The organism is Streptomyces sp. UNOB3_S3, assembly GCF_020740895.1.
In the GTDB taxonomy this organism is placed as follows: domain Bacteria; phylum Actinomycetota; class Actinomycetes; order Streptomycetales; family Streptomycetaceae; genus Streptomyces.
The window spans coordinates 1-19016 of the sequence record NZ_JAILXP010000113.1; the positions used below are offsets into that span (position 1 = coordinate 1).

The window sequence follows — 19016 nt, forward strand, 5'->3', positions numbered from 1 at the left end:
GGCAGGGTCTCCTCGGGGGTGGGCAGGCGGTTCGGGTACATCCGGTTCTCGCTCTCCTCGGCTCCAGCGGTCCTGGGGGGAGAACGTACGGCCGGGGCCGGGGATTCCGGCCCCGGCCCCGGCCGTACGGGGGTGTCAGCGGCCGTTCCGGAGTGCCCCGGAGCCGACGATCGCCGCGTCGCGGTAGAGGCAGAAGGCCTCCGCCTCCTTGGTCGGGTAGTTGGTCCACGGCTCGGCCGCCACATACCCGTCCACCCGCCGGAACTGCTCCACGGCCTCCGCGTAGCGCTCCTGCTTGGTCAGGACGTACGCCAGCATGTGCCGTGCGTCCGCCAGCCGGGGGTGGTCCGGACGGCAGGCCGCCACGTCCATCAGCGCGGCGTCGACCATGGCCGTGAGGTCCACCGAGCGGAAGGCGACGTCGGGGGCGTCCGCGTCGAGGTGGTCGTACCAGTGCTGGAGCGGGAGCATGGTCATCAGGTTGCCGGGCGGTGCCGTGCGCGCGGCCCCCCACGCGAACTCGCGCACCAGCTCCTCGGAGCCGCGCCACCTCGGGTACCAGTACAGGAGAGCGGAGGCGTGGGCGTCGAAGTGGTACGGCGCGCGCGAGGTGATCTCGGCCCACAGCTCCCGCATCGTGTCGTGCGACGCGCCCGTGGCCTTGAGCAGCGGGATCCGGGCGACATACGGGGTGGGGTCCTCCGGCGCGGCCAGGGCCACGGCGCGGTCGAGGTCCTCCCGGGCCTCCTCCAGCACCCGGTGGAAGCCCATGAACTGCTCGGCCGTGGTGTCCTTGGCCCAGGCCGTGCCACGGATGTCCCAGGCCACGAAGATCCTGGCCTCCGCCTTGACGACGGCCGCGCCCGGGTCGTTGGGGCGCGCGGCCTCCCAGTCCCTGAGCCAGGCGTCGTCCTTCGCCGCCGCGTGGGCGAGGATCCCGACGAGCGCGGAACGACGCTCCCAGTCGGTGCCCGTGGCGCCGAGCGCCCGCGCGGCGGGCTCCCAGTCGCCCCCGGCGACGGCCGCCTCGATGGCGTCGGCCTCGGGGTCCGCGAAGGACCGCTCCGTGTTCTGCCGCTCCGGCGGCAGCCAGCCCGCGGCGGCCAGCTGGGCGGCGGACGGCGCCGCGGCCTCGCGCCGCTTCCTCCTGATCCAGAGGAAGACGGACACCGCGATGATGATGAGGGACAGCAGCATGCCTGAAGTGGATCCGATCGGTAGGTGGGGAAGGGAAAAGAGGGTTTAGGCGGCGGCCGCGCGCAGGAGGTCGCGCAGCGGTGCCGTGTCGGGGACGTCCCCGACGGCCGGCCGTACCGCGGTCGCCACCGCCTCGGTGGCCTCCCGGCCGCCTGGCAGCAGCAGGCGCGCCGGCTCCGCCCAGGACGGCTCCCAGCGGGCCGCCGCCGTTTCGGTCAGGGCCAGTTCGGTCAGGTCGCACAGCCCGGAGAGCAGGGCGGGGCGCAGGAACTCCCGGGCGGCCCTGCCCCGGGCCCGCGCGGCCTCCGGCGATTTGGGCAGGTGGCCGGCGATCCGCCACAGCGAACCCGCGTCGACGGCGTCGAGGAACACCGCCAGGTCCGCCGTGGCGCTCGACGGGGACGCCGCCAGGCCCGCCTCCGCCAGCGCCTCCCGCAGCGGGCGCGCCCCCTCCACCGTCAGCGCGCGCATGGCCCGGTGCGTCAGCTCCCGCCAGTCCGCCCGTTCCAGGGCCAGGGTCTCGGGGGTGAGGACGGCGGTCTCCAGGTCCGCCAGGACCCGGTCGGCGTCGCGCAGCAGCGCGAGCGCGGGCCCGGCCGGGGCGGCGGCACGGCCGTCGTCGGGCAGCGCTTCGATCAGGCGGATCCGGTCGGCCGGCGACGGGTGGGTGTCGTAACGGGAGGGGACGCCGGCCGGCGGTTCGTTCCGCAGCGTCGCCAGGTTCTCCTGGCGTTCCGGGGCCGTGAGCAGGCTGCGCAGACCGCCGAAGACCTCGCCGCGCGGCGGGAGGAGGCCCGCCGTGACGCCCATCGTCGCGTAGCGGCTCATGTAGAAGTCGTGGGCCGCGTCGAGCACGGCCATTTCCCGGAGGGCCGACGCGGTGGCGTCCCGCCCGGCGATCCGCGCCGCCGTCCGGTCGGCGGCGAGCTCCTGTGCCCGGCCGGCGCCGTGGGTGGCCCGCAAGTAGAACCGGGCGTACGCGAGGAAGGGCCCGGCCGCCATCCGGTGGGTCAACCCGGCCCGGCCGGTGTCCGGCTCCTTCACCTCACGGCCCTTGGCGACCGCCTTTTCCCGGCGGGAGAGCTTCTTGTCGATCCGCTTCCGCTCCTGCTCCCCGAAGGCCGCCAGGGTCCGCAGCACGCTGTCGCGACCGCGGTGGGTGAGGCCGGCGAGCCGGGTGTCGGTGTTGCGGTAGTGGGCGAGCTCATGGGCGAGCACGGCGTGCAGCTGGGCCTCGGTGAGCCCGGTCAGCAGCGGAGCGCCGATGTAGAGCCGGCGCGGTCCGGGCAGCAGGCCGAGCAGCCGGGTGTCCTCGGAGACGCCCGCGTTCGCGTCCCCGGTGAGGAGGATCCCGTCGGGCGCGCGGGTGCCGACCTGCTCGGCCAGCGAGCGGACGGCCCGCCACAGCCCGGGCTGCTCGCTCTCGCTGACGGGCAGTCCGACGGCATCGCCCCGGTCGGGCCTGCCGATCAGGAGGGTGCCCCGGACGACCGGCACGCCGAGCAGCACGCACAGCGCCGTCAGGGCGACCGCGACGACGGCCGACGCCCAGACCCACGCCGCGATGCCGACGCCGAGGAGGGCGCCGAGCACGGCCAGGGTGAGCAGATGGAACCCGGCCAGCAGGGCGAAGGCCCGCAGGGCGCGCAGAGAGGTGCCCACAGGGCGAAGTCCCCCAGCTGAGGAGTCGGCGAAGCAGCAGCCAGGGGATCATATGTGTGATTGTGGCGCGGGTGGGCGAAATTTCGCCGGACGCCGAATAAGCCGAATAGGCCCAACGAGCCGGATAGCGCCCGGGATCACCCCCCGGCCGCTCCCGCCACCGCCATCGCCCGGTACGCGGTGTAGGCGCCCACCGGGTCCGGCTCGTACGTCCACGGGAGCGCCCCGATGTGGCCGTCGATCTTCCGGAACTGCTCCAGGGCCTCCGCGTGGCGGTCGGCCCGGACCAGGAACCAGGCCAGCAGATGCCGGACGTGCGGCAGCACCGGGTGGTTCTCCGGGGCGTGGTTCACCGCGTACTGGGCGGCCTCGATCGCGTCGCCGACCACCGCGCTCTGGAACAGGCCGCGCACCAGCTGCACATCGGGCAGGTGGTCGAAGACCGCGAACAGCGGCAGCGCGGGCAGCAGGCTGCCCTCCGGCGCGGTGGAGGCCGCGCGCCGGGCGAAGGCCTCGGCCTGCTCCCGCGAGCCGTGCCACTTGGCGCTCCAGTAGCGCAGCGCGTTCAGGTGCGCCCCCATGTGGCCCGGCGCGCGGCCGGTCACCGTCTCCCACACGGACTGGAACTCCGCCTCGCTCACGCCCAGCCCCCGGGCGACGCCCAGTTCGACGATGTACGGGACGGGGTCGCCCGGCGCCAGCAGGGCCGCCTCGGCGCAGACCGTGCGCGCCTCCTCCAGGATCATCCGGAAGTCCTGCGAGGACGGGTTCCGCATCGCCTGCTGGACCAGGAACTCCGCCTGCACCGCCGCGCCGCCCGCGTCCTTGGGCGCCACCACGCGCCAGTGCCGCAGCCACATCCCGCCCGTGCCCGGCGCCTCGGCCAGCTCCTGGGCCGCCGCGCCGGCCAGCGTCTGCACCCGCTGCCAGCGCAGCTCGGCGTCGCCCGTGGCGGGCGTCCGGGCCAGCAGCTCGGCCGCCGGCTTCCAGTCCTGGGTGCGGCGGGCCTCCGTCACGGCGGCCAGCAGCTCCTCGTCGGGGCCGGGCAGCCGTACGTCGAGCCGCTCGGGCGGGACGAAGCCGTGCGCGCCGACCGGGTCGACGGCCGCCTCGGCCCCCTGGACGACACCTCGCACGGCCCGGTACCGCCGGATCGCGGGGGCCACCACGACACCGCAGATCACGGTGACGGCGAGGAGGATTAGCAGAATCTCCATGGACTGTCCTGGGGAACGAAGAGGGACGAAGGGGAACGACGGGGCCGGCCGGGGAGGTCGGCCGAAGAGGCCGGACGACGGTACAACGTGACAAACCGGCGAATCGTTCATCCGCCGGTTACAAGTGAACAGGAGCGATCGGGCGAACGGGCACTACTCTCGGATGAATGAGCGACCAGCACAGCTTCGAGACCCTCGCGATCCACGCCGGGCAGGAAGCGGACCCGCTGACCGGGGCCGTCGTACCGCCCATCTACCAAGTGTCCACGTACAAGCAGGACGGCGTCGGCGGTCTGCGCGGCGGTTACGAGTACAGCCGCAGCGCCAACCCCACGCGCACGGCCCTGGAGGAGAACCTCGCCGCCCTGGAGGGCGGTGTCCGGGGCCTCGCCTTCGCCTCGGGCCTGGCCGCCGAGGACACCCTCCTGCGCACGCTGCTCGCGCCGGGTGACCACGTGGTCATCCCGAACGACGCCTATGGCGGCACGTTCCGGCTCTTCGCCAAGGTCGTGAGCCGCTGGGGCGTGGAGTGGTCGGTCGCCGACACCTCCAGCCCGGACGCCGTGCGCGCCGCGATCCGGCCCGAGACCAAGGCGGTCTGGGTCGAGACCCCCTCCAACCCCCTGCTCGGCATCACCGACATCGCCGCCGTCGCGGGCGTCGCCCACGAGGCCGGTGCGAAGCTCGTCGTCGACAACACCTTCGCCAGCCCCTACCTCCAGCAGCCGCTGTCCCTGGGCGCGGACGTCGTCGTCCACTCCACCACCAAGTACATGGGCGGCCACTCCGACGTCGTCGGCGGCGCCCTGATCACGGCCGACGCCGGCCTGGGCGAGGAGCTCGCCTACCACCAGAACGCGATGGGCGCCGTCGCCGGCCCCTTCGACTCCTGGCTGACGCTGCGCGGCATCAAGACCCTCGCCGTGCGCATGGACCGCCACACCGCCAACGCCGAGCGCGTGGTGGAGCTGCTCGTCTCCCACCCGAAGGTGACGCAGGTCTACTACCCGGGTCTGCCCGAGCACCCGCTGCACGAGGTCGCGGCCAAGCAGATGCGCGCCTTCGGCGGCATGGTGTCCTTCCGCGTCGCGGGCGGCGAGGAGGCGGCCGTCGAGGTCTGCAACCGCGCCAAGCTCTTCACGCTGGGCGAGTCGCTGGGCGGCGTCGAGTCGCTCATCGAGCACCCGGGCCGGATGACCCACGCCTCGGTCGCCGGCTCCCAGCTGGAGGTCCCGGCGGACCTGGTCCGTGCCTCGGTGGGCATCGAGTCGGCGGACGACCTGCTGGCCGACCTGACGCAGGCGCTCGGCTGACGTCCTTCGTCCTCGAACGCCGGGCGGGTCGAATGCGGCCCCTCCGGCGTTCGAGGAGCGGGGTCTGGGGCGGAGCCCCAGGAAACGGTGAGAGGGCGGGACCGGGGCCTCAGTCCCCATCCCACAACGGCGGCGCCGTCCCCGACGGCCGTGGCCGCCACGGTTCCTCCATGGCGGCCCACACGCCGAACACCACCACGGCGAGGACCAGAAGAACCCAGGACACGCCCTGAACCGCGCGCCGCCTGCGCACCAGCCGCCGCCCTCGTTCCGCGGCCCGCGCCACCACCTCCGCCGGCACCGCCGGACGCGGTCCGTCCAGCAGCCGCCGGACCTCAGCCTCCCGGCGGTCCTGGCCGCTCACGCCGCCACCGCGCTCACACCGTCACCACCGCGCGCACGCCGCACCGCGTTCACACTGTCGCCACCGCGTTCACGCCGCACCGCGTTCACACTGTCGCCACCGCGTTCACGCCGCACCGCGTTCACGCCGCCACCGTGAGGACCGCCCGCGCGCACAGCGCCCGTACGCGTTCCACGGAGACCCCGAGCGCCGCCGCCGTCTGTTCCTCGGCGACCCCCTCGTACAGCCGCAGGACCACCACCAGCCGCTCCCGCGGCGTCAGCCGGCCCAGCACCCCCGCGCCCCCGCGCCGGAACCGGCCCCGCACGGAGCGGGCCGAGCGGGCGTAGCGCGCCACGAGCTCCTGGCGGGTGCGCTCGTACGGGTCCTCGCCGCCGAGGCCGTCCCAGGCGGCGTACGTACGGGCGAGGGCGCCGGTCAGCAGCCGTTCGGCGGCCTCCCGGTCACCGGTCAGCAGCAGCGCGGTGCGCAGCAGTCTGCCGCCCGCGCCACCGGCGAACGCCTCGAACTCCCGGGCGCGGCGGCGCTCCCGGGCGTCCTGCCGCTCTCGCACCCCTCCAGAAGAGGACAGCCGCGCGGCCCGGTCAAGAGGCCGGGGGAACCTGCTGGGGCTGGAAGTGGATGTCGGACAGGGCTGTGTTGAAGCGGGTGAGCAGGGTGCAGAAGACGTCGCGCTCGTCCTCGCTCCAGCCGTCCGTGCACAGGGCCATCAGCTCGCGCCGGGACGCGCGGACCTCCTCCAGGCGGGCCTTGCCGCGCGGGGAGAGCTGGAGGACGACGGCGCGGCCGTCCTCGGGGTGCGAGGTGCGCTTGACCAGGCCGGTGTCGACGAGCGGCGCCACCTGGCGGGTGACGGTCGAGGAGTCGATGCCCATGCCCGCGGCGAGCGCCTTGACGCCCATGGGGCCTTCCTGGTCGAGGCGGTTGAGCAGGAGGTAGGCGGCGCGGTCCATGGAGTTGTGGACCCGGCCTACGCCACCGAGCCGGGTCTGCTCGGCGCGGCGGGCGAAGACGGCCACCTGGTGCTGGAGGGCGTCGAGGACGCCGGGGGCGAGGTCGGTCGTCATGTCCTGAGAGGTGGGCATGGCCTGGGGCTCACACTTCGTACGGCGGGCAGGGATACGGAGCTGGAATCGCTGAGAATGGGGGACAGAGTACGCGTCCCCGCACGCTGTTGTACCAGTGCTCCGCAAACCGGTCGGTATGTATGTATGCGCCGCCCGTATCGCCCCTTACGTCCCGGCTGTATGCCCCATTTATCCGCTCCGTTCAGTCCCCCTCCGCAGCGCGATACTGAGGTCATGGCCGCACGTCCGGTGACCCTCGGCGATGTGCGCCGGGCGCGGGAGACGCTGTCGGGGGTCGCCCGGATCACCGCCCTGGAGAGCAGCCGCCATCTGTCCGGGCTCGTCGGCGCGCCCGTCCACCTCAAGTGCGAGAACCTCCAGCGCACCGGCTCGTTCAAGATCCGTGGCGCCTACGCCCGGATCGCCGCCCTGACGCCCCCCGAGCGCGCGGCGGGCGTCGTCGCCGCCAGCGCCGGCAACCACGCGCAGGGCGTGGCGCTGGCGGCCTCGCTGCTGGGGGTGCGATCCACGGTGTTCATGCCGGAGGGCGCCCCGCTGCCGAAGGTGGCCGCCACCCGCGAGTACGGCGCCGGGGTGCGCGTCCTCGGGCAGGGGCTGGACGAGGCGCTGGGCGCGGCCCGCGCGTGGGCGGAGCGGACGGGCGCGGTGCTCGTCCACCCCTACGACCACCCGGACATCGTGGCCGGTCAGGGCACGGTGGGGCTGGAGATCCTGGAGCAGTGCCCCGAGGTGCGCACCATCGTCGTGGCGGTCGGCGGGGGCGGTCTGATCGCCGGGATCGCGGTGGCGGTCAAGGCGCTGCGGCCGGACGTGCGGATCGTGGGCGTCCAGGCGGCGGGCGCCGCCGCGTACCCGCCGTCGCTGGCCGCCGGGCATCCGGTGGCGCTGGCGGCCCCGGCGACGATGGCGGACGGCATCAACGTGGGATGCCCCGGCGAGGTGCCGTTCCGGATCGTGGCGCGGCTGGTCGACGAGGTCCGTACGGTCTCCGAGGACGGGATCGCCGCCGCCCTGCTGGTCTGCCTGGAGCGGGCCAAGCTCGTCGTCGAGCCGGCCGGCGCGGGCCCGGTCGCGGCGCTGCTGGCGGACCCCGGCTCGTTCCGGGGCCGGGGCCCGGTGGTGGCGGTGCTGTCGGGCGGCAACGTCGATCCGCTGCTCTTGCAGCGCGTCCTGCGCCACGGTATGGCCGCCGAGGGCCGCTTCCTGTCGCTGCGGCTGCCGCTGCCGGACCGCCCCGGGGCGCTCGCCGCGCTGCTGGGGGTGGTCTCCGCCGCGAACGCCAATGTCGTCGACATCGCCCACGAACGCACCGATCCCCGGCTGGGGCTGACGGAGGCCGAGGTCGAGCTGCATCTGGAGACGGCGGGCCCGGAGCACCGCGCGGAGGTGCGCGCGGCCCTGCGCGCCGCGGGCTATCCGCTGTCCCCCTGATATCCGGCGGGCCGCCCCGATATCCGGAAGTAAGGGCCACGCATATCCGGTGGCATTCATTCAGAGGGCGGATCGCCACCGGTGAACGTAAAATCAACTATTACGTCACCCAAACGGGGAGAACATCCATGCCAGGCGCTATTTACGCCGAAGGCCTGGTCAAGACCTTCGGCGACGTCACGGCCCTGAACGGCGTCGATCTCGACGTTCCGGAAGGGACCGTTCTAGGACTGCTCGGCCCCAATGGCGCCGGCAAGACCACCGCCGTGCGCGTGCTCACCACCCTGATCAAACCGGACCGCGGTAAAGCCGTCGTGGCGGGCATCGACGTGCTCCGGAAACCCAACGACGTCCGGCACGCCATCGGACTGTCCGGCCAATTCGCCGCCGTCGACGAATATCTGACGGGCCGTGAGAACCTCCGGATGGTCGGCCGCCTCTACCAGCTCAGCGGACGCGACGCCAAGGCGCGCGCCGCCGAGCTGCTGGAGCGCTTCAACCTCGCCGAGGCCGCCGACCGGCCCGCCAAGACCTACTCCGGCGGCATGCGCCGCCGCCTCGACCTCGCCGCCGCCCTGGTCGTCAGCCCGCCCGTGATGTTCATGGACGAGCCCACCACCGGCCTGGACCCCCGCAACCGCCAGGCGCTGTGGGAGGTCATCCAGGAGCTGGTCGCCGGCGGGACGACCCTGCTGCTCACCACGCAGTACCTGGAGGAGGCCGACCACCTCGCCCACGACATCTGCGTGATCGACCACGGCAGGGTCATCGCCCGGGGCACCTCCGACCAGCTCAAGGCGCGCACAGGCGGGGAGCGCGTCGAGCTGGTCGTCCACGAACGCGCCCACATCGCCCCCGCCCTCGGTGTGATCCGCGCCTTCGGCAAGGGCGAACCCACCGTCGAGGAGCACACCCGCAAGGTCATCGTCCCGGTCTCCGGCGGCGCCAAGCTGCTCGCCGAGGTCATCCGGGAGCTGGACGGGCGCGGCATCGAGATCGACGACATCGCCCTGCGCCGCCCGACCCTGGACGACGTCTTCATCTCCCTCACCGGGCACGCCGCCGCGAGCGACGAACCCGCCACCGGCACTCCCGAGGCGAAGGAGGTGGCGGGGGCATGACCGCGACCGGTACCACCCTGTCCCGGCGGCCCGTGCCCGCGGCACGCGGCGGGGCGGCCGTCCAGTCCGTCCGCGACTCCCTGGTCGTCGCCCAGCGCAATCTGATCCGCATGATCCGGATTCCCGAGGTCGTCGTCTTCGGCCTCGTCCAGCCGATCATGTTCGTGGTGCTGTTCAGCTATGTCTTCGGCGGCTCGATCGCCGTGGGCGGCAGCACCGACCCGTCCACGTACCGCTCGTTCCTCATGGCCGGCATCTTCGCCCAGACCGTCACCTTCGCCACGGCCGGCGCGGGCGCGGGCATCGCCGACGACATGCACAAGGGCCTCATCGACCGCTTCCGCTCCCTGCCCATGGCCCGGGGCGCGGTGCTCACCGGCCGGACCCTCGCCGACCTGGTGCAGACGGCCCTCACGCTGGTCGTCCTGGCCATCGTGGCGGTCATCGTCGGCTGGCGGATCCACGAGGGCGTCCTCAAGGCCCTCGGCGGCTTCGCCCTGCTGCTCCTGCTGGGCTACGCCTTCTCCTGGATCGGCGCGCTCATCGGGCTGTCCGTGCGGACCCCGGAGGCGGCCACCTCGGGCGGGCTGATCTGGCTCTTCCCGCTCACCTTCATCTCCAACGCCTTCGTGCCCTCGGGCAATATGCCCACCGTGCTGCGCGCCATCGCCGAGTGGAACCCCTTCAGCGCCACCGTGCAGGCGGCCCGGGAGCTGTTCGGCAATGTGCCGCAGGGCTATCCGGTGCCGGGCGCGTGGCCGATGCAGCACCCGGTGTGGGCGTCGCTGCTGTGGTCCCTGCTGATCATCGTGGTCTTCCGGGCCCTGTCGGTGCGGAAGTACCGCTCGGCGACGGCGTAGCGGCGCTCGGCCACACGGATACGCCGCTCGGTCACACGGATACGCCGGAGCCCCGGACCCGTGCACGGGTCCGGGGCTCCGGCGCGTCGCTCCGGGGGCGTCAGCCGCTGTAGGGCTTGGCCTCAAGGATGCGGACCATGGCCTTCTTGCCGTTCGGCAGCTCGTACTGGGCGTCCTCGCCGATCTTCTTGCCGTTGACGCCGCTGCCGAGCGGCGACTGCGGCGAGTACGTCTCGATGTCCGAGCTGGCGTACTCGCGGGAGGCCAGCAGGAAGTCGAGGGTGTCGTCCGGGTCGCCGTCGAAGGCGATGGTGACGACCATGCCGGGGGCCACCACGCCGTCCGTGGCGGGGGCCTCGCCGACCTTGGCGGACTCGAGGAGCTGCGTCAGCTGCCGGACGCGGAGCTCCTGCTTGCCCTGCTCCTCCTTGGCCGCGTGGTACCCACCGTTCTCTCGCAGGTCACCTTCCTCGCGGGCCGCCGCGATCTTCGCGGCGATCTCGGTGCGAGCGGGACCAGACAGATACTCCAGCTCGGCCTTGAGCTGGTTGTACGCCTCCTGAGTCAGCCAGGTGACGTTGTCGCTGGTCTGGGTCACAGGTGCTCCTCGTCGGTACTGGGGAATGCTGGGGATGCATCTCGATACAAATGAACGCCCTACTCAGAAGGGTGCACCTTCAAAGCGGGGCGAAACCACGAGCCTAACAATTACGTCCCGAAGGGGGGAAGGAGTAAGCGGGATAAATCGCGCAAGAATCCCGTCAACGCAGGTCAGCGCGGTATCTCCGGGTAACGCCCGGGCGGTGTCAGCCCCGCGACGCGGTCCGGCAGCCCTCCAGCTCCGTGGCGCTGGCGTGGGCCGTCGTCCGGATCTCCACCAGCTGTGTGAAGCTCTCCGCGCGCCGGTCGAAGGTCACGTCCTTGCGGGCCACCTCGCCGCCGTCCACGCCCAGTGAGCGCAGGGTGCACACGGCGACGGCGTCCTTCTCCTTGCGGACCTCCACGACCGCCTGCACGGCCGTGTCGGACACCGTCTTGGAGCGGATGAGCTGACCGGTCACCTCCGACGAGGTGATGTAGTGCACACCGGCCCAGCCGACGAAGCCGAGCAGCGCCGCGCCGAGCACCGCCCCGACGATCTTCAGCTTGCGGTCGGCACGCTCGTCCGCCGAGCGGCCGTAGCGCCCCTCGGGCAGGGCATCGCGCTCCGCAGCCATGATCGTTCCTCCTGGGCGCTGATTTGTGAACGCGGAATGAAACGAGTCCCGCTTCGGTCACTATAGGAGGCGCCCCGGATGTCCAATGGGAGGGGCCATGACCAGTGACTGAGGACCGAGCGTTGACTGAGCAGCTGCGAATGATGGCCGTTCACGCCCACCCCGACGACGAGTCGAGCAAGGGCGCGGCCACGATGGCCAAGTACGTGTCCGAGGGGGTGGACGTGCTGGTCGCCACCTGCACGGGTGGTGAGCGCGGCTCCATCCTCAACCCCAAGCTCCAGGGCGACCCGTACATCGAGAAGAACATCCACGAGGTCCGCGCCAAGGAGATGGCCGAGGCCCGCGACATCCTCGGCGTCAAGCAGGAGTGGCTCGGCTTCGTCGACTCCGGTCTCCCCGAGGGCGATCCGCTCCCGCCGCTGCCCGAGGGCTGCTTCGCGCTGGAGGACGTCGAGGTGGCGGCCGGCCGGCTGGTGGAGCTGATCCGCGAGTTCCGCCCGCACGTGATCACCACGTACGACGAGAACGGTGGCTACCCCCACCCCGACCACATCATGACCCACAAGATCACGATGGTGGCCTTCGACGCCGCAGGCGACCCCGAGCGCTACCCCGAGGCCGGCGAGCCCTGGCAGCCGCAGAAGCTCTACTACAACCAGGGCTTCAACCGTCAGCGCACCCAGGCCCTCCACGACGCGCTGATCGAGCGCGGCCTGGAGTCCCCGTACGGCGAGTGGCTCAAGCGCTGGGACGAGATGGGCCGCGAGCGCACCCTGACCACGTTCGTGCCGTGCGCCGACTTCTTCGAGATCCGCGACAAGGCCCTGATCGCCCACGCCACCCAGATCGACCCCGACGGCGGCTGGTTCCGGGTGCCGATGGACATTCAGCGCGAGGTCTGGCCGACCGAGGAGTACGAGCTGGCGAAGTCCCTCGTCGACACTTCCCTCCCCGAGGACGACCTCTTCGCGGGCATCCGCAACAATTGACCCCATGATGATGAGCGCCCTTACGCTTGCCGCCGCGGATCTCGACCAGGACAAGGTCACCCCCGGAGTCCTCGGCTTCATCGTCTTCGCCGTCATCGGCGGGGCCGTGTGGTTTCTGATGAAGTCGATGAACAAGCACATGAAGCGGGTGGACTTCGAGGAGGCGCCCGACCCGTCGGGCGAGGCCGGCAAGACCACGGCGTGACGACGGGGTGACTCCGGCGTCCACGCCGGGGTGACGACGGCGGCGTGACGGCGGCGGCGTGACCGGACGGGCCCACCGGGGCCCGTCCGGCGCCGCCGGACACCGCCCCGGCGCCTCCCGTGCGCGAGGATGGGCCCATGCCCAACCGCCTGGCGCACGAGACGTCCCCCTACCTCCTCCAGCACGCCGACAACCCCGTCGACTGGTGGCCCTGGTCGCCCGAGGCATTCGCCGAGGCGCGGCGCCGAGGCGTGCCCGTGCTCCTGAGCGTGGGGTATTCGAGCTGTCACTGGTGTCATGTGATGGCGCACGAATCCTTCGAGGACGAGCCGACGGCCGCCTACCTCAACGAGCACTTCGTCTCCGTCAAGGTCGACCGCGAGGAGCGGCCGGACGTCGACGCGGTCTACATGGAGGCCGTCCAGGCCGCCACCGGCCACGGCGGCTGGCCCATGACCGTCTTCCTCACCCCCGACGCCGAGCCCTTCTACTTCGGCACCTACTTCCCGCCCGCCCCCCGGCACGGCATGCCCGGCTTCCGGCAGGTCCTGGAAGGCGTCCGGGCCGCCTGGAGCGACCGCCGCGACGAGGTGGGCCAGGTCGCCGGCCGCATCGTCCGGGACCTCTCCGAGCGCTCCCTCGCCGTGCACACCGCCCGGCCGCCCGGTCCGGAGGAGCTCCACGCGGCCCTGCTCGGGCTCACCCGCGACTTCGACGCCACGCGCGGCGGCTTCGGCGGCGCCCCCAAATTCCCGCCGTCCATGACGATGGAGTTCCTGCTGCGCCACCATGTGCGCACGGGCTCGGAGGCCGCCCTGGAGATGGCCTCGGCCACCTGCGAGGCCATGGCCCGCGGCGGCATCTACGACCAGCTCGGCGGCGGCTTCGCCCGCTACGCGGTGGACGCGACCTGGACCGTCCCCCACTTCGAGAAGATGCTCTACGACAACGCCCTGCTCTGCCGGGCGTACGCCCACCTCTGGCGGGCCACCGGCTCGGAGCTCGCCCGGCGCGTGGCCCTGGAGACGGCGGACTTCATGATCCGCGAACTCCGCACGGTCCAGGGCGGCTTCGCCTCCGCGCTGGACGCCGACAGCGGAGTCGCAGACGAATGGGGGCACCCCCAGGCCGAAGGCTCTGGGGGAGGCAGCGGACGGCACACCGAGGGCGCGTACTACGTCTGGACGCCCGAGCAGTTGCGGGAGGTGCTGGGCGAGGAGGACGCCGCACTCGCGGCCGAGTACTTCGGCGTCACCGAGAAGGGCACGTTCGAGGAGGGCGCGTCCGTCCTTCAGCTCCCCGACACCGAGCGGCTGTGGGAGGCGGCGAAGGTCGCGTCCCTCCGGGAGCGGCTGCTGGCCGCCCGCGACCGGCGGCCCCGCCCCGGCCGCGACGACAAGATCGTGGCCGCCTGGAACGGGCTGGCCATCGCCGCGCTTGCCGAGACCGGTGCCTACTTCGACCGCCCCGACCTGATCCAGGCCGCCACCGACGCCGCCGACCTGATCGTCCGCGTCCACATGGACTGGCACGGACGGCTCGCCCGCACCTCGCTGGACGGCACCGCCGGCACCCACTCCGGCGTCCTGGAGGACTACGCGGACGTCGCCGAGGGCTTCCTCGCGCTCTCCGCCGTGACGGGCGAGGGCGTGTGGGTCGACTTCGCCGGGCTGCTCCTGGGCACCGTCCTGGACCACTTCACCGCGCCCGACGGCGCGCTGTTCGACACCGCCGACGACGCCGAGGCGCTGATCCGCCGCCCGCAGGACCCCACCGACAACGCCACGCCCTCGGGCTGGACGGCGGCGGCCGGGGCGCTCCTGTCGTACGCCGCGTACACGGGCAGCGCCCGGCACCGGGAGGCGGCGGAGAAGGCGCTCGGCGTGGTGACGGCGCTGGGGCCCAAGGCGCCGCGCTTCATCAGCTGGGGCCTGGCGGTCGCCGAGGCCCTGCTGGACGGGCCCCGCGAGGTCGCCGTCGTGGGCCCGGCGGACCACCCGGCGACGCTGCGGCTGCACCGCACCGCGCTGCTGTCGACCGCCCCGGGGCTGGTCGTCGCGGTCGGTGAGCCGGGCTCGGAGGAGGTCCCGCTGCTGGTGGGCCGCACCCTCCTGGACGCGCGCCCGGCGGCGTACGTATGCCGCGACTTCACCTGCGACGCCCCGACGGCGGACCCGGAGGCGCTGGCGGGCCGGCTGGGGGACTGACGGGGGACTCACCGGCGCCCCGAAGGGGCGCGGGGAACTGCGCGACCAGCCACGACGCACCCGCAGCGCAGATGGCACGCCGGACTCCCAGCGGAGCGCTAAAGCGTCAGCCCACGGGCGAGCACCCTCAGGGCGCGGTCGATCAGGTCCGGCAGATCCTCCGTCTGCCCCTGCTCGACCCAGTGCATCGTCGCCTCCTGCATCGCCCCGAGGACGGCGGCGACCACGACACGCAGCTCCAGGTCGCCGGGCGGGCGGCCCGTGCGCTCGGCCAGGACGCCGCAGAGCACGCGGGCGGATTTCGCCATGCGCTCCGCCGACCGGCCGCGCAGCGCGGGCACCTCGTGCACGAGCCGGGAGCGCTGGCGCAGTTCGGCGATGTCGCGTTCGACGAGCTGGCGGACGGCGCCGGTCACGCCGTGCCGGATGGACTCGACGGGGTGCTCGTCCGCCGGCCGCGAGCGGATCGCGGCCTCCATCACCGCGTCGTACTCGTCGGTGAGGACGATGTCCTCCTTGGTGGGGAAGTAGCGGAAGACCGTGCTGGTGGAGACGTCGGCGGCCTCGGCGATCTGGTCGACGGGCGTGGCGTCGTACCCCTGCCGCGCGAACAGCCGGTAGGCGGCACCCCGGATCGCCCGGCGGGTCTGGAGCTTCTTCCGCTCGCGCAGCCCGAGGACGGGCGCGGGCGGCGCCGCGGGGGAGGACTGTGCTGTGGCCATGGCCGCATTCTCCGGCACCGGTCTTTTCACGGACCACATCGAGCGCGGGAGTGGCCGGCTTTGACGGGACGCTGATTGTCAGTGGGGTGTGTGACGCTGTGTGCGGGGCAGGGGACGGGTCAGTTGTTCGGACCTGTCAAAAGGTGATGGAGGGGGTATGTCATGACCGTTGCCGCTTTACTGGTCGGCGCGTTGAGTGTGGTCGGTTATGTGCTGGTGGGGGAGATCGCCGTGCTGGCCGTGGTCGTGGCCGGGGTGGGCGGGCTGACCTGGCGGGTGGCCGCGGCGTCGAGGCCGCGGCCGACGCGAGGGGAGCGCCGCACGCGCTCAGGCGTCTCAGGCGTCTCAGGCGTGCGAATAGGCCACCAGCGAGATGCCCACGTAGTGGGTGATGAACGCGGCGAGGGTCAGTGAGTGGAACACCTCGTGGAATCCGAACCACCGGGGTGAGGGGTTGGGGCGCTTGATCCCGTAGATCACGCCGCCCGCCGAGTAGAGCAGGCCGCCGACGATCACCAGCACGAGGACGGCGATGCCGCCCTTGCGCAGGAAGTCCGGCAGGAAGAAGACGGCGGCCCAGCCCATCGCGATGTAGCAGGGGGTGTAGAGCCAGCGCGGCGCGCCGACCCAGAAGACGCGGAAGGCGATTCCGGCGGCCGCCGCGAGCCATACCGCCCACAGCAGCAGCTGCCCCCGGCCGCCCGGGATCAGCAGCATGGTCAGGGGTGTGTAGGTACCCGCGATGATCAGGAAGATATTGGCGTGATCGAGCCGGCGGAGCACGCCCGCGGCGCGTGGGCTCCAGTTCCCGCGGTGGTAGAGCGCGCTGATGCCGAAGAGCAGGCAGGCGCTCAGGACGTAGACCGCGCAGGCGACGCGGCCCCGGGTGCTGTCGGCCAGGGCGGTGAGGAAGACGCCGGAGACCAGTACCGCGGGAAACATCCCGGCGTGCAGCCAGCCGCGCAGCTTCGGCTTGGCCGGAACCGTGGCCGGAACCGCCGCGGCGGCCCCGGCGGCGGACGAACTGGAATCGGACGAACTGACATTCGTGGTCGCGGTATGCGGCGCCCCGGGGGAACCGGAGGGCGGGGAGGGCGCTGTGCCGGGCGCGGGTGTCATGGTCGTCATGCTACCTACGCAACCGTAGGTTACGGACGGGTATCGGGTGGTGATGGTCACGGGGGCGCCCCCTGGACAGATCGGATGATGAGTCGGATGATCAAATGAGTGCGGGCGGCACCGGATGAGCGGTCACGAAGCGTCTGGGTCGCGGCCCCCAAGGGGCAACCAAAGTGCAGAGGCGGTCCGGCACCGACGATCCCCGGTGCCCATGGGCCGTTCCACCCTCAACATCTGACGCCGGACAGCGGGTTCCGGCGGGACGGAGCGATCGTGGCGCGCACCAGTGCGGCTCCCACCACCCCCACCAACCACCAGGGGCTCATCTCCTGGGTCGACGAGATCGCCGCCCTCACTCAGCCGGACCAGGTGGTCTGGTGCGACGGTTCCGAGAGCGAGTACGAGCGCCTGTGCGAGGAGCTCGTCGCCAAGGGCACCTTCCGGAAGCTCGACCCGGTCAAGCGCCCCCACTCCTACTACGCGGCCTCGGACCCCAGCGACGTGGCGCGCGTCGAGGACCGCACGTTCATCTGCTCCGAGAAGGAGGAGGACGCCGGCCCGACCAACCACTGGAAGGCCCCGGCGGAGATGCGCGAGATCTTCGCGGGCAAGGACGACCAGGGCGGGATCTTCCGCGGCTCCATGCGCGGCCGCACCATGTACGTCGTGCCCTTCTGCATGGGCCCCGTCGGCTCGCCGCTGTCCGCGATCGGCGTCGAGATCACCGACTCCGCGTACGTCGCCGTCTCGATGCGCACCATGACCCGCATGGGCCAGGCCGTCCTCGACGAGCTCGGCGACGACGGCTTCTTCGTCAAGGCCGTCCACACCCTCGGCGCCCCGCTGGCCGAGGGCGAGCAGGACGTGCCCTGGCCCTGCAACACGACCAAATACATCTCGCACTTCCCCGAGGAACGCGAGATCTGGTCCTACGGCTCCGGCTACGGCGGCAACGCCCTCCTCGGCAAGAAGTGCTACGCCCTGCGCATCGCCTCGGTGATGGCCCGGGACGAGGGCTGGCTCGCCGAGCACATGCTCATCCTCAAGCTCACCCCGCCGCACGGCGAGCCCAAGTACGTCGCCGCCGCCTTCCCCTCCGCCTGCGGCAAGACCAACCTCGCCATGCTGGAGCCCACCGTCTCCGGCTGGACCGTGGAGACCATCGGCGACGACATCGCCTGGATGCGCTTCGGCGAGGACGGCCGCCTCTACGCCATCAACCCCGAGGCCGGCTTCTTCGGCGTCGCCCCCGGCACGGGCGAGCACACCAACGCCAACGCCATGAAGACCCTCTGGGGCAACGCCGTCTTCACCAACGTCGCCCGCACCGATGACGACGACGTGTGGTGGGAGGGCATGACGGAGAAGGCGCCCGGTCACCTCATCGACTGGAAGGGCAACGACTGGACCCCGGCCTCGGACACCCCGGCCGCCCACCCCAACGCCCGCTTCACCGTCCCGGCGTCGCAGTGCCCGATCATCGCCCCGGAGTGGGAGGACCCCAAGGGCGTCCCGATCTCGGCCATTCTCTTCGGCGGCCGCCGCGCCACGGCCGTCCCGCTGGTGACCGAGTCCTTCAGCTGGCAGCACGGCGTCTTCCTCGGCGCCAACGTCGCCTCCGAGAAGACCGCCGCCGCCGAGGGCAAGGTCGGCGAGCTGCGCCGCGACCCCTTCGCCATGCTGCCGTTCTGCGGCTACAACATGGGCGACTACATGGGCCACTGGATCAAGGTCGGCCAGGACAAGGATCAGTCGAGGCTGCCGCGGATCTACTACGTCAACTGGTTCCGCAAGAACGACGAGGGCAAGTTCGTCTGGCCGGGCTTCGGCGAGAACAGCCGCGTCCTGAAGTGGATCGTCGAGCGCCTCGACGGCACGGCCAAGGGCGTCGAGACCCCCATCGGCATCCTCCCGACGCGCGACGCCCTCGACACCGACGGCCTCGACATCCCGGCCGCCGACCTCGACCTGCTCCTCACGGTCGACAAGGACGTCTGGCGCGAGGAGGCCGCCCTGGTGCCCCAGCACCTGGAGACCTTCGGCGACCACACGCCGAAGGAACTGTGGGACGAGTACCGCGCGCTGGTCGAGCGCCTGGGCTGATCCCTCCGCTACTGCGTGCGATGGCCCCGCCCCGGCTCCCCGCCGGGCCGGGGCCGCCGCCGCGTGGCGCGACGGCTTTCCTCCAGGTCTCAGCGCTGACCTGAATCGCAGGAGCGTGTCGCCGAAGGTGCGTGCTGCCAGTACGACCTGTTCCACCGGAAGAACCACGTCCGCCTGCGGCGTACAACCCTCCCTCCC

The 19016-nt window shown here is 72.3% G+C and carries 18 protein-coding genes; 8 read left to right on the forward strand and 10 right to left on the reverse strand.

Going from position 1 to position 19016, the window contains the following annotated elements; translation table 11 throughout:
- Positions 1-135: 135 nt before the first annotated feature.
- The 3 genes from K6I33_RS14790 to K6I33_RS14800 all read right to left on the reverse strand — a co-directional run bounded on the left by K6I33_RS14790 (position 136) and on the right by K6I33_RS14800 (position 4076).
- Positions 136-1197 carry a DUF4034 domain-containing protein gene (locus K6I33_RS14790; RefSeq protein WP_229351934.1) on the reverse strand — a complete coding sequence of 354 codons (1062 nt, stop codon included), beginning with the start codon at positions 1195-1197 and terminating at the stop codon, positions 136-138.
- Between the two features lie 45 nt (positions 1198-1242).
- The gene (locus tag K6I33_RS14795; protein WP_229351937.1) at positions 1243-2859 is read right to left on the reverse strand and encodes a M48 family metallopeptidase; all 1617 of its coding nucleotides are present in this window, start codon (positions 2857-2859) and stop codon (positions 1243-1245) included.
- Between the two features lie 137 nt (positions 2860-2996).
- A complete protein-coding gene (locus K6I33_RS14800; protein WP_229351938.1) occupies positions 2997-4076 on the reverse strand; it encodes a hypothetical protein in 1080 nt (359 codons plus the stop codon).
- Positions 4077-4243: 167 nt separating this feature from the next.
- Here K6I33_RS14800 and K6I33_RS14805 point away from each other — a divergent pair, with 167 nt between their 5' ends.
- Positions 4244-5389, forward strand: coding sequence for a cystathionine gamma-synthase (locus tag K6I33_RS14805; protein ID WP_229351939.1), 1146 nt, complete (start codon positions 4244-4246; stop codon positions 5387-5389).
- Positions 5390-5498: 109 nt separating this feature from the next.
- On the opposite strand, the gene K6I33_RS14810 is transcribed toward K6I33_RS14805, so the two are convergent.
- From K6I33_RS14810 to K6I33_RS14820, 3 genes are all read right to left on the reverse strand, one after another.
- Positions 5499-5753 carry a hypothetical protein gene (locus tag K6I33_RS14810; protein ID WP_229351942.1) on the reverse strand — a complete coding sequence of 85 codons (255 nt, stop codon included), beginning with the start codon at positions 5751-5753 and terminating at the stop codon, positions 5499-5501.
- 121 nt (positions 5754-5874) lie between these two features.
- Positions 5875-6306, reverse strand: a complete 432-nt coding sequence (locus K6I33_RS14815; protein ID WP_229351946.1) for a sigma factor-like helix-turn-helix DNA-binding protein — start codon at positions 6304-6306, stop codon at positions 5875-5877.
- A gap of 31 nt (positions 6307-6337) precedes the next feature.
- Complete coding sequence (locus K6I33_RS14820; protein ID WP_229351949.1) at positions 6338-6838, reverse strand: MarR family winged helix-turn-helix transcriptional regulator; 501 nt, start codon at positions 6836-6838, stop codon at positions 6338-6340.
- Positions 6839-7054: 216 nt separating this feature from the next.
- On the opposite strand from K6I33_RS14820, the gene ilvA reads away from it, so the two are divergent.
- From ilvA to K6I33_RS14835, 3 genes are all read left to right on the forward strand, one after another.
- Positions 7055-8272 (forward strand): threonine ammonia-lyase, encoded by a 1218-nt coding sequence (gene ilvA / locus K6I33_RS14825; RefSeq protein WP_229351952.1) that lies wholly within the window; start codon positions 7055-7057, stop codon positions 8270-8272.
- A gap of 128 nt (positions 8273-8400) precedes the next feature.
- Positions 8401-9393, forward strand: coding sequence for an ATP-binding cassette domain-containing protein (locus K6I33_RS14830; protein WP_229351954.1), 993 nt, complete (start codon positions 8401-8403; stop codon positions 9391-9393).
- Positions 9390-10253, forward strand: coding sequence for an ABC transporter permease (locus K6I33_RS14835; protein ID WP_229351957.1), 864 nt, complete (start codon positions 9390-9392; stop codon positions 10251-10253). Before K6I33_RS14830 ends, K6I33_RS14835 begins: the two co-directional genes overlap by 4 nt.
- A 100-nt stretch (positions 10254-10353) precedes the next feature.
- Here K6I33_RS14835 and greA read toward each other — a convergent pair whose 3' ends face one another.
- The gene (gene greA, locus K6I33_RS14840; RefSeq protein ID WP_189451713.1) at positions 10354-10851 is read right to left on the reverse strand and encodes a transcription elongation factor GreA; all 498 of its coding nucleotides are present in this window, start codon (positions 10849-10851) and stop codon (positions 10354-10356) included.
- Positions 10852-11059: 208 nt separating this feature from the next.
- The gene (locus tag K6I33_RS14845) at positions 11060-11470 is read right to left on the reverse strand and encodes a DUF4307 domain-containing protein (protein WP_229351959.1); all 411 of its coding nucleotides are present in this window, start codon (positions 11468-11470) and stop codon (positions 11060-11062) included.
- A gap of 122 nt (positions 11471-11592) precedes the next feature.
- Here K6I33_RS14845 and mca point away from each other — a divergent pair, with 122 nt between their 5' ends.
- The 3 genes from mca to K6I33_RS14860 all read left to right on the forward strand — a co-directional run bounded on the left by mca (position 11593) and on the right by K6I33_RS14860 (position 14874).
- Positions 11593-12462: a mycothiol conjugate amidase Mca gene (mca, locus tag K6I33_RS14850; RefSeq protein ID WP_229351961.1), complete on the forward strand. Its 870-nt coding sequence runs from the start codon at positions 11593-11595 to the stop codon at positions 12460-12462.
- A gap of 4 nt (positions 12463-12466) precedes the next feature.
- Positions 12467-12667, forward strand: coding sequence for an RAMP4 family protein (locus tag K6I33_RS14855; protein WP_229351963.1), 201 nt, complete (start codon positions 12467-12469; stop codon positions 12665-12667).
- 137 nt (positions 12668-12804) lie between these two features.
- Complete coding sequence (locus K6I33_RS14860) at positions 12805-14874, forward strand: thioredoxin domain-containing protein (protein ID WP_229351965.1); 2070 nt, start codon at positions 12805-12807, stop codon at positions 14872-14874.
- 98 nt (positions 14875-14972) lie between these two features.
- Here the strand turns inward: K6I33_RS14860 and K6I33_RS14865 are convergent, their stop codons facing one another.
- Positions 14973-15596 (reverse strand): TetR family transcriptional regulator, encoded by a 624-nt coding sequence (locus K6I33_RS14865; protein WP_229351967.1) that lies wholly within the window; start codon positions 15594-15596, stop codon positions 14973-14975.
- A 345-nt stretch (positions 15597-15941) separates the two neighbouring features.
- The gene (locus tag K6I33_RS14870) at positions 15942-16715 is read right to left on the reverse strand and encodes a hemolysin III family protein (protein ID WP_275126699.1); all 774 of its coding nucleotides are present in this window, start codon (positions 16713-16715) and stop codon (positions 15942-15944) included.
- 273 nt (positions 16716-16988) lie between these two features.
- On the opposite strand from K6I33_RS14870, the gene K6I33_RS14875 reads away from it, so the two are divergent.
- A complete protein-coding gene (locus K6I33_RS14875; protein ID WP_229351969.1) occupies positions 16989-18818 on the forward strand; it encodes a phosphoenolpyruvate carboxykinase (GTP) in 1830 nt (609 codons plus the stop codon).
- Positions 18819-19016: the final 198 nt, after the last annotated feature.